Raw genomic sequence first — 7561 nt, forward strand, 5'->3', positions numbered from 1 at the left:
GGCCGCGCGCGCAAAGCATGGGCAGCGGCGCGTCAGCGGGCCGCATGCGCCACTTCCTTGGCCGGGCCGGCCGGCTCGGGCGCCATCGAGGTCGGGCCCGGGCCCATATTGGGCAGCTTGTGGGCGATGCCCTTGTGGCAGTCGATGCAGGTCTTGCTCTTGTCCGCCAGATAGGTGGAATGCATGTTCTGCGCGCGCGGGCTCTGGCGCGTGAAGTCCATGTACTCATAGTTGTGGCAGTTGCGGCATTCCAGCGAGTCGTTGGCCTTGAAGCGCGCCCATTCGTGCTGGGCCAGCTCCAGGCGCTTTTCAACGAATTTTTCGCGCGTGTCGATGGTGCCGAAGATCTTGCCCCACACCTCCTTGGACGCCTGCATCTTGCGCGCGATCTTGTCGGTCCAGTTGTGCGGCACGTGGCAGTCCGAGCACAGCGCCCGCACGCCGGAACGGTTGGTGAAGTGGATCGTCCCCTTCAACTCGGCATACACGTTGTCGCGCATTTCGTGGCAGCCGGTGCAGAACTTCTCGGTGTTGGTAAGTTCCATGGCGGTGTTGAAGGCGCCCCAGAACAGGATGCCGCCGATGAATCCGCCGACGGTCAGGAAGCCCAGGCTGAAATGTACGCTGGGCCGTCGGATGATGTTCCAGTAGCGCTTGATGAGTCCGAGCATGGCTGCCTCCGGTCGCTTACTTCTTGGCGGGCGCCGGGGCGGTCAGGCGCTTGAGGATCACATCGATGTCCTGGTAGGTATTGGACACCAGCGGCTTGGCCTCGGTCTGCGGCACGTGGCATTGCACACAGAAGTAGCGGCGCGGCGAGACTTCCGCCAGCACATTGCTGTCGCGGTCCATGTAGTGGGTCACGCTCAGGGGTGGGGCCTGGGTTTCCTCGGTATTCACGCGGGCGTGACAGGCCAGGCAGCGGTTGAAGTCCTTGTCGATCTGATAGCCGTCGATCTTGTGCGGAATGGTGGGCGGCTGCATGGAATAGGTGCGCATCCGCTTGATGTCCTTGTTTTCGACCGGACTGATGAGCGGCGGATCGGTCTCCTGCGCGACCGGGGTGGGGCCGCGCATGGGGTCTTCGACCTCCAGCGGCGGCGCCGCCCAGGCGGCTGAACCGAGGATGACGCACGTCGCGAGAGTAAGGGCGCGTAGGTTCATGGCTGTCTCCGGTTCGCCTTTCAGACCTTGACGATCTTGACCGCGCACTTCTTGAAGTCGGTCTGGAACGAGATCGGATCGGTGGCGTCCAGCGTGACCTTGTTGATCAGCTGGCCGGCGTCGAACCAGGGCACGAAGACCAGGCCGCGCGGCGGCTTGTCGCGGCCGCGGGTCTCCAGGCGTGTGCGCATCTTGCCGCGCCGCGACACGACCTCCACCTCGACGCCGCGCCGCAGGCCCATTTCCTGGGCGTCGTCGGGGTGCATGAAACAGACCGCGTTGGGAAAGGCGCGGTACAACTCCGGCACCCGTCGCGTCATCGAGCCGGAGTGCCAGTGTTCCAGGACGCGTCCGGTGGACAGCCAGAACGGGTATTCCTTGTCCGGCGATTCCGCGGGCGGTTCATAGGGCAGGGCATAGATCACCGCGCGGCCGTCCGGGTTGCCGTAGAACTCGAAGCCGGCGCCCGCTTTCACATAAGGGTCGCTGCCTTCGCGGTAGCGCCACAGCGTTTCCTTGCCCTTGACCACCGGCCAGCGCAGTCCGCGTACCTCGTGGTAGGTGTCGAACGGCGCCAGGTCGTGGCCGTGGCCGCGGCCGAACTCGGCGTATTCCTCGAACAGCCCCTTCTGCGCATAGAAGCCGAAGGCGTCGGCCTCCTGGTTGGCGTAGTCCTTGGCGCGCTCGGTGTTGGGATAGCGGTTGACTTTGCCGTTGGCGTACAGCACGTCGAACAGCGTCTTGCCGCGGTATTCGGGCTTCTTGGCCAGCAGATCGGCGGGCCAGACTTCCTCGACCTTGAAACGCTTGGAGAATTCCATCAGCTGCCACAGGTCCGAGCGGGCATCGCCCGGCGCGTTGACCAACTGGTGCCAGAACTGGGTGCGCCTTTCGGCATTGCCGTAGGCGCCTTCCTTTTCCACCCACATGGCGGTGGGCAGGATCAGGTCGGCCGATATCGTCGTGACCGTGGGGTAGGCGTCCGAGACCACGATGAAGTTCTCGGGGTTGCGATAGCCGGGCAGCCCCTCGTTCATCAGGTTGGCGGCCGCCTGCATATTGTTGTTGACCATCACCCAGTAGGCGTTGATCTTGCCGTCCTTGAGCATGCGGTTCTGCAACACCGCATGCGCGCCCACCTTGCTGGGGATGGTGCCGTCGGGCAGTTGCCAGATTTCCTCGGCGTGCGCGCGGTGCTTGGGATTGGTCACCACCAGATCGGCCGGCAGACGGTGCGAGAACGTGCCCACTTCGCGGGCGGTGCCACAGGCGGAGGGCTGGCCGGTCAGCGAGAACGGGCTGTTGCCCGGGGTGGAGATCTTGCCGGTCAGCAGATGGATGTTGTAGGCCATATTGTTGGCCCACACGCCGCGCGTGTGCTGGTTGAAGCCCATGGTCCAGAACGAGGTCACGCGCACCTTCGGGTCGGCATAGAGTTCGGCCAGCTCCTCCAGCTGCTTCTTGGGCACTCCGCTCAGCTTGGCGGTGTAGTCCAGGTCGTACTTGGAGACGAACTTGGCGAATTCATCGAAGGTCATCGGCTTGGAGCCGCCGGCGTCGCCCGCGTTCTTGGCGGCCTTCTGCAAGGGATGATCGGGGCGCAGCCCGTAGCCGATGTCGGTATTGCCTTCGCGGAACACCGTGTGCTTGTCGACGAAGTCGCGGTTCACGCGCTTGGTCTGGATGATGTGGTTGGCAATGTAGTTAAGGATCGCCAGGTCGGTCTGCGGCGTGAACGTCAATGCACTGTCGGCCAGCTCGTAGGAGCGGTGCTCGAAGGTGGACAGCACCACTACCCGGGTCTTGGGCGCGGACAAACGGCGGTCGGTCACGCGGGTCCACAGGATGGGGTGCATCTCCGCCATATTGGAGCCCCACAGCACGAAGGCATCGGCGTTTTCGATGTCGTCGTAGCAGCCCATGGGCTCGTCGGCGCCAAAGGTGCGCATGAAGCCCACCGCGGCCGAGGCCATGCAGTGGCGCGCATTCGGGTCCAAGTTGTTTGTGCGAAAGCCCGCCTTCATCAGCTTGAGCGCGGCGTAGCCTTCCCAGATGGTCCATTGGCCCGAGCCGAACATACCCACGGCTTCCGGGCCCTTATCCTTGAGCACCCGCTTGAACTGTTCCGCCATGACGTCGAAGGCCTGGTCCCAGGACACTGGCGCAAATTCGCCGTCCTTGGCGTACTTGCCGTCCTTCATGCGCAGGAGCGGCGTGGTCAGCCGGTCGTTGCCGTACATGATCTTGGACAGGAAATAGCCCTTGACGCAGTTCAGGCCCTTGTTCACCTCGGCGTTGAAATCGCCGTGCGTGGCCACGACCTGATTGTCCTTCACGGCGACGTTCACGCCGCAGCCGGTCCCGCAGAACCTACAGGGCGCCTTGGACCACTTGAGCTTGGCGGCCTCTGATTCAGTGACGATGTTCTGGGTGTAGCCGACGATGGGAATGCCGGCCACCGTCGCGGCCGCGGCGGCGGCGGATTGCTTGATGAAGTCTCTACGAGCCATTGCCATCGTCAATCTCCTCGTTCATCGCGTCCAGCGAGTCGGCATGCTGGTACACCAGCGCCGAAGCCAGCACGCCATCCAGGCGCTGGATCTCGGAGATCCGGGCCATCATGTCGTCGGTGGAGGGGGCTTCCAGGGTGACCACCAGTTTCCCGGTGTCGGAGGCGCCATGGATTTCCGCGCCGGCGATCGCAAGAATCGCCAGGCGAACGTCGGGCAAGCGGCGCGGCGAGGCGTGCACCACCATGCTGGCGATATGCAGCTCTGGCGGCGCCGCAAGCGGCGCGGAGTGGGGGGACGCGGACATGGGAGGGGTTCCGTCGCGTCGCATCAGCTACCGGGGGGGCCGGCGATCAGCTGATAGAACCAGACCAGGAAACCGTAGCCTGCCACGATGATGACCGACAGGACGGGGGCCATGACAGCCGTCAGGAACAGGAAACTACGTAGCTCCTGAGGCTTGGTGTAGCCATCGGACTCGTTTTGCACACACCACCTCACTACGACAGTTGGGGCATTGCGTTTAACGTGCGGATACCGAAGCTTTTAGCAGATGGCTTTGAAGGGCGTCAATGTTGCACCACCGCGTAACAATGCGCGCCAGCGCTGTATAGCGAGATGCAAAACGGGTAGGGCAACGATGAAAAACGTTACCGATGAACGGTCCTGGTGGCGCATGGGCAAGCGGCGCTCATGCGTGACGGCGCGGAGGCCTCGGGCCAGTTCAAGCAGCGGGCTGGAGGAACGCCGGGATGTCCCGCTTCAGCAGGTCGAGGACCGTCCGCACGCGTAGCGGCAATGGCCGCAGGGGGGGAACCAGCGCATTGAGCGGAAGAGGCGGGACGCGATAGCCGTCCAGTAGTTCCACGAGGCGTCCTTGCGCCAGCGCCCTGGCGCATGCGGGATGCTGCAGGACGCCGATGCCGCCGCCCGAGAGGATCAGGTCGTACATGGGACGCCAGTGGCTGACCGTCATGGCGGTCTTGATTCGCGTTTGGACCGCCGGCCCGTTCTCCCGCATCAGCGGCATCAGGTCGTTCATGAAAGCGGCCTTCACGCGGATGAATGGGTGGCAGGCCAGGTCCGCCGGCGTTTCCACCGGGCCGCAAGTCGCAAGGTAGGAGGGGGCTGCGACCAGCTTGCGGCCCACCCATCCCAGCGGAAAAGCGATATAGCCCCCGTTTTCGTTGAGACGGCCCAGCCGCAGCGAGATGTCGACCCCTTCGATGACCGGATCGGAGATGGCGTCGCTCAGCGTGAGGTCCATGTGCAAATCAGGATGGGCGGCACGCACATTCATCAAGGCTTTGGGCACGACGGTCTCGCCCAGGCACTGCGGCGCGGCGAGTCTCAAGTCTCCTTGTATCTGTCCATCGCTTAATGTTACTGAATTTATCGTCATTTCAGCCGCATCCAGCAAGTGCTTGCCCTGTTCGTAGAATGTCCGGCCTTCGGCGGTACAGGTCAGTTTGCGAGAACTGCGCACCAACAGGCGGGCGCTGAGGAAACGCTCCAGCTTGTCGATGCGTTCGCTCACAGATGGTTGGCTCATGTCGAGATCGCGCGCTGCCCCAGAGATCGTTCCGCGTTCCACCACGCGGAGAAAGATGCGTATTGTTGCCAGCAAATCCATGGAGCCGCTCCTCATGAAACCCATGTCGTCACTAGGACGAATGAGCGGTCCATTTGTTTACCAACGGCAGGGTGCTGGAAATCTTAATTCCGTGTGCTACCCGCTAGCGGCGTGCCGGTATAGGTAGTCCAGGCCGATACGTCCCATAGGCCCGAATGCAATGTGCGGTTGCAATTGCGCGCCGTAGTCTTTGCCTCAATGCATCACCCGATGCAGTCGCTGCGGGACTCCTCCGCCGGCTAGCCAGGCGTCCCGCGATGATCTCGGCTCACTTCCTTTTCCATCTTCATCAATAGATCGACCGCTAGTTAGACACAGTTAGCGCCAGCCCGGCTTCGCCTGGAGCGCTTGCGAGGCAGCGTGGCGAAAGTAGCCGCGGCTTGTTCCCGGTCCTGTCAGGGCGTCGCGATGGGCCGCGGAGATGAGAGATTCCATTGAGTTTTTGAACTGGAGCAACCATTCATGAACAAAATGTTGGGGAACGTATGGATCGATGCGGATGAGTACGCGATGGTACGCGGGCAGTCCGTTCGGAAGCACCTGAAGCGGGACATGCGCCTGGCGCCCATCGCGGCGGGGCTTGCGCTCTTCGCGGGCTTGATGGGCGCGGACCCGCAGGCTCATGCAGCAACGTACAACCCGACCAATTGCGGTTCCCCCAAAGGGACGGGGCCGGACGGCGTGGCCTATCCCGCGGGCAAGAATCCGAAAGACGGGTCCGGCCTGTGGTCCAACGTGCTCGGCTGCGATGCCGACGGCGGCGGCTACACCGGCGTGCAGGTCTTTGGCTTCAATGCGGCGGCGACAGGCAACGGTGCGACCGCCCTGGGTTTTGCGGCGACCGCGGCAATCCGGAGCACCGCCGTGGGCATGCAGGCCAGTGCCCTGGCGGCGGGCGCTACCGCGCTTGGCCAATGGGCCCGCGCCACGGCGGCCGGCAGCATTGCCATAGGCGGCAATACGTCTTCCAACACGGCGGCGGCGGGCGCGCAGGCATCGGGCCCTGGCGCCGTGGCGATTGCCGGAGAGTCGCGCGCCCTGGGCTCTGACTCCGTCGCCCTTGGCACGCGGGCGCAGGCGCGTAGCGATGGCGACGTGGCCATCGGCATAGGCAGCGTGGCTGATGGTTCCACAGGGAACTTCTCCGCGGTGGCCATCGGCCGCGACAGCTCGGCGATCGGTGAAAACTCGGTGGCGTTCGGTAATGCCAATCGGGCCACGGGACCAGGGGCCGTCGCGCTGGGCAATAGCTCGGCGGCTACAGGTGCCGCGGCGTTAGCCGTTGGCAACGATGCCAACGCGCTGGCGGCGCGGAGCATGGCGTTAGGGTTCGATTCGGTCGCGACGAACTCGGACGACGTCGCGCTCGGGGCGGGATCCGCGACCGCGGCAGCCGTCGGCACGTCCGGCGCCGCAATCGCGGGACGCTCCTATTCGTTCGCCGGGTCGGCGCCCACCAGCACGGTCAGCGTGGGCAGCACAGGCGCGGAGCGCTCCGTCACGAATGTCGCGGCAGGGCGGCTCGGCGCTCTCAGCACGGATGCCATCAACGGCTCGCAGCTCCATGCCACGAATCAGGCGGTGGATGCATTGGGCGACCGGGCGGTGACCTACGACGGCAACGCGGGTGACCCGAAAGGCTTGATCACGCTGGCCGGCCCTGCGTCCGCGGATGGCGGCCTGACGGGCGGCACCAAGCTCACCAACCTGGCGCGCGGGGCGGTATCGGCCGCCAGCACCGATGCGGTGAACGGTTCGCAGCTGCACGAGACGAACCAGGACGTGCTGCGGGTGGGCGACAGGGTGACGAATCTGGGCGACACGGTGACAAGCATGGGCGATACCGTGACGAACCTCGGCGACACGGTGACGAACATGGGCGGCACCGTGACGACGCTTGGCGATACGCTCACGAGTCTCGGCGGCACCTTGGCAAACCTGACCGGCGATACGAGCGTGGCGTACACGGACGCTAATGGTCTGGGCATCCGCTACGCGCGGACCAACGAGCGGGGGCTGACGCCCGCTGACGCCTACGCCCAGAGCCCTGGCAGCACGGCGCTGGGCTATAGCGCGCGGGCCACAGCCGACAACGCGCTGGCGCTGGGCCGCGATGCCCAGGTCAGCCATGCGGGCAGCGTGGCGCTGGGCGCCAATACGGTCGCCAATGGCGCGACGCTGGCCGCGTCAGCGTACCGGTCGGGTACGGCGGCGGTGGCTGGCGCAGCGCCGGTGGGCGAAGTGAGCATAGGCT

At 64.6% G+C, this 7561-nt stretch carries 6 protein-coding genes and 1 pseudogene; 1 reads left to right on the forward strand and 6 read right to left on the reverse strand.

Annotated elements, in window-relative coordinates:
• Positions 1-32 precede the first annotated feature (32 nt).
• The 6 genes from VIR09_RS21920 to VIR09_RS21945 form a co-directional block, all read right to left on the reverse strand.
• Complete coding sequence (locus tag VIR09_RS21920; RefSeq protein ID WP_013393091.1) at positions 33-671, reverse strand: cytochrome c3 family protein; 639 nt, start codon at positions 669-671, stop codon at positions 33-35.
• Positions 672-687: 16 nt separating this feature from the next.
• Entirely contained in the window at positions 688-1164 is a 477-nt protein-coding gene (locus tag VIR09_RS21925; protein ID WP_332014769.1) for a nitrate reductase cytochrome c-type subunit, read from the reverse strand.
• A gap of 20 nt (positions 1165-1184) precedes the next feature.
• The gene (gene napA / locus VIR09_RS21930) at positions 1185-3680 is read right to left on the reverse strand and encodes a periplasmic nitrate reductase subunit alpha (RefSeq protein ID WP_332014770.1); all 2496 of its coding nucleotides are present in this window, start codon (positions 3678-3680) and stop codon (positions 1185-1187) included.
• Complete coding sequence (locus tag VIR09_RS21935; protein ID WP_332014771.1) at positions 3664-3981, reverse strand: chaperone NapD; 318 nt, start codon at positions 3979-3981, stop codon at positions 3664-3666. The genes napA and VIR09_RS21935 overlap by 17 nt, the downstream gene beginning before the upstream one ends.
• Positions 3982-4004: 23 nt before the next feature.
• On the reverse strand, positions 4005-4163 hold the full coding sequence (gene napE / locus VIR09_RS21940; protein WP_013393095.1) for a periplasmic nitrate reductase, NapE protein: 159 nt from the start codon (positions 4161-4163) through the stop codon (positions 4005-4007).
• Between the two features lie 235 nt (positions 4164-4398).
• Positions 4399-5307 (reverse strand): LysR family transcriptional regulator, encoded by a 909-nt coding sequence (locus VIR09_RS21945; protein WP_332014772.1) that lies wholly within the window; start codon positions 5305-5307, stop codon positions 4399-4401.
• A 462-nt stretch (positions 5308-5769) separates the two neighbouring features.
• On the opposite strand from VIR09_RS21945, the pseudogene VIR09_RS21950 reads away from it, so the two are divergent.
• Positions 5770-7561: pseudogene (locus VIR09_RS21950) on the forward strand (hypothetical protein); the annotation flags it as partial.

Source organism: Achromobacter sp. (assembly GCF_036567245.1).
Taxonomy (GTDB): domain Bacteria; phylum Pseudomonadota; class Gammaproteobacteria; order Burkholderiales; family Burkholderiaceae_B; genus Achromobacter.

Coding starts and splice junctions, on each gene's coding strand:
- VIR09_RS21920 (WP_013393091.1), bottom strand. CDS start 671: ATGCTCGGACTCATCAAGCGCTACTGGAACATCATCCGACGGCCCAGC.
- VIR09_RS21925 (WP_332014769.1), bottom strand. CDS start 1,164: ATGAACCTACGCGCCCTTACTCTCGCGACGTGCGTCATCCTCGGTTCA.
- napA (WP_332014770.1), bottom strand. CDS start 3,680: ATGGCAATGGCTCGTAGAGACTTCATCAAGCAATCCGCCGCCGCCGCG.
- VIR09_RS21935 (WP_332014771.1), bottom strand. CDS start 3,981: ATGTCCGCGTCCCCCCACTCCGCGCCGCTTGCGGCGCCGCCAGAGCTG.
- VIR09_RS21945 (WP_332014772.1), bottom strand. CDS start 5,307: ATGGATTTGCTGGCAACAATACGCATCTTTCTCCGCGTGGTGGAACGC.